Below are 1,583 nucleotides of genomic sequence, written 5' to 3'. Positions count from 1 at the left end.
CCCGCCGCCGCCGCGAGCGCGCCCCCCCCGGCCGCCGGCCCCGCCCCCCCCGCCCGGCGGGGGGCCCCCCCCCCGCCCCGACCCCCCCGGCCCCCCCCCCCCCCCGGGGCGGGGGCCGGGCCCCGGTCCCCGCCCGTGTCGCTCGTGGCCGCCCGTGGCCGTGGAACGCGCACCCCGCAGCGGGGGCCCGCCCCCCACGGCCGCGGGTCTGCCCGGCGCGAGGGCGCGTGCCGCCGGTCCGGAGACGTCCATCACCCGTGGGACCAGGGGGAGTTCATGAAAGGTGCCGCGCGGCGCGAAGCAGCCGGGAACCCGTCCGTCGACGAGGACCTCAGAGCCCTGTGCGACCCGCTGTTCGCCTCGCTGACCCGCAGCGATCAACGGGCCCGAGCCGCCCAGTACGTCGAAGGGCTGCTCGTCACCGAGGGGCGCAGGTCCTTCCGCAACATGGCGGCGTGCCTGGGTGACGGGACCGCCCTGGAGCAGCGGCTGCACCACTTCGTCAGCTGTTCCACCTGGGACTGGATGCCGGTCCGCCGCGCCCTGGCCGCCCGGGCGGCCGCCGTCGCACCTCTCGACGCGTGGGTGCTGCGCCCCATGCTCACGCCGAAGGAGGGGGACGACATCGCCGGCGTCCACCGCCGGTACGTCCCCGACCTCGGAGCCGTGCGCAACGTGCAGTACGCCGTAGGACTGTGGTCCGTGTCCGGGGCCCGATGCCAGCCCGTCAACTGGCAGTTGCTGCGCCCCGGCGCCCCGGACGCCCGGACGGATCGCCCGGGAGGGCGGCCGGCATCCGGGTGGAGCCGTGCGCGGACCCCGGGGGAGTGCGCGATGGGGGTGTACCTCGACCTGCTGAACGGCCCGGGGCGCGTTCTTCCGTCCGGGCCGGTGGTGATGGACATCGACGGAATCGACGTGGCCGACGTGATCGACGCGGTCAGGCGACTGCGCGCCGCCCGGTCACGGTTCCTCGTCAAGGTCAGCCGGGCCGTCCCGCTCGGCCTCCTCACCCCCGCGCCCCTCCCCGGCTCGGAGGACCTGCTTCTCTTCGGATGCGGGGCGGGCGGCGCGTCCGGGCCCGACGAGGTGTGGCTCACCGACCTGCTGGACGCCCGTCCCGCGGAACTGGTGGCCCTGGCGGCATCGGCGCGTACGGTCGAGGAGACCTTCGCGCGGGTCACCGACCCGGTCGGCGCCCGGGACTTCACGGGCCGCACCTTCGAGGGCTGGCACCGCCACCTGACGCTCGTGTCCGTGGCCCACGCGGTGCGCACGGCGCGGGCGACGGCCCCGGTCCCCTCCCCCACGACAGAGCCCGTTCTCGTTCCCGGCGATTTCGAGCGGGTACGTCTGGCGTGATCCGCCGGCCGTCCGCCAGCTCCCCGCTCCCCGTACCGCTTGCCCGCCGGGGCCGCACTCGCGCGATCCACGCCCCGTTTCGACCGGTCCCACCGGATCCATTGGACTTTCACTTTCAAGGAGTGCCATGTCCCGCCGTCTGTTCACCTCGGAGTCCGTGACCGAAGGTCACCCCGACAAGATCGCCGACCAGATCAGCGACACCATCCTCGACGCCCTCC

Annotated in this window: 2 protein-coding genes; both read left to right on the top strand. The window is 75.6% G+C overall.

Annotation, left to right across the window (positions count from 1 at the left end; translation table 11 throughout):
• Positions 1-276: 276 nt before the first annotated feature.
• Positions 277-1,362 carry a transposase gene (locus ACWF9Z_RS30530; protein ID WP_453607399.1) on the top strand — a complete coding sequence of 362 codons (1,086 nt, stop codon included), beginning with the start codon at positions 277-279 and terminating at the stop codon, positions 1,360-1,362.
• 127 nt (positions 1,363-1,489) lie between these two features.
• Positions 1,490-1,583: S-adenosylmethionine synthetase N-terminal domain-containing protein (locus ACWF9Z_RS30525; protein ID WP_170814730.1), on the top strand; the 94-nt coding region annotated here is incomplete at its 3' end.

The organism is Streptomyces sp. NPDC054961 (assembly GCF_053609145.1).
Note: the sequence above shows the minus strand (reverse complement) of the source record. Positions and strands in the feature narration are given on the sequence as shown.

Excerpts from the sequence above, each read along its gene's own strand:
- ACWF9Z_RS30530 (WP_453607399.1), top strand. The coding sequence starts at position 277 with ATGAAAGGTGCCGCGCGGCGCGAAGCAGCCGGGAACCCGTCCGTCGAC.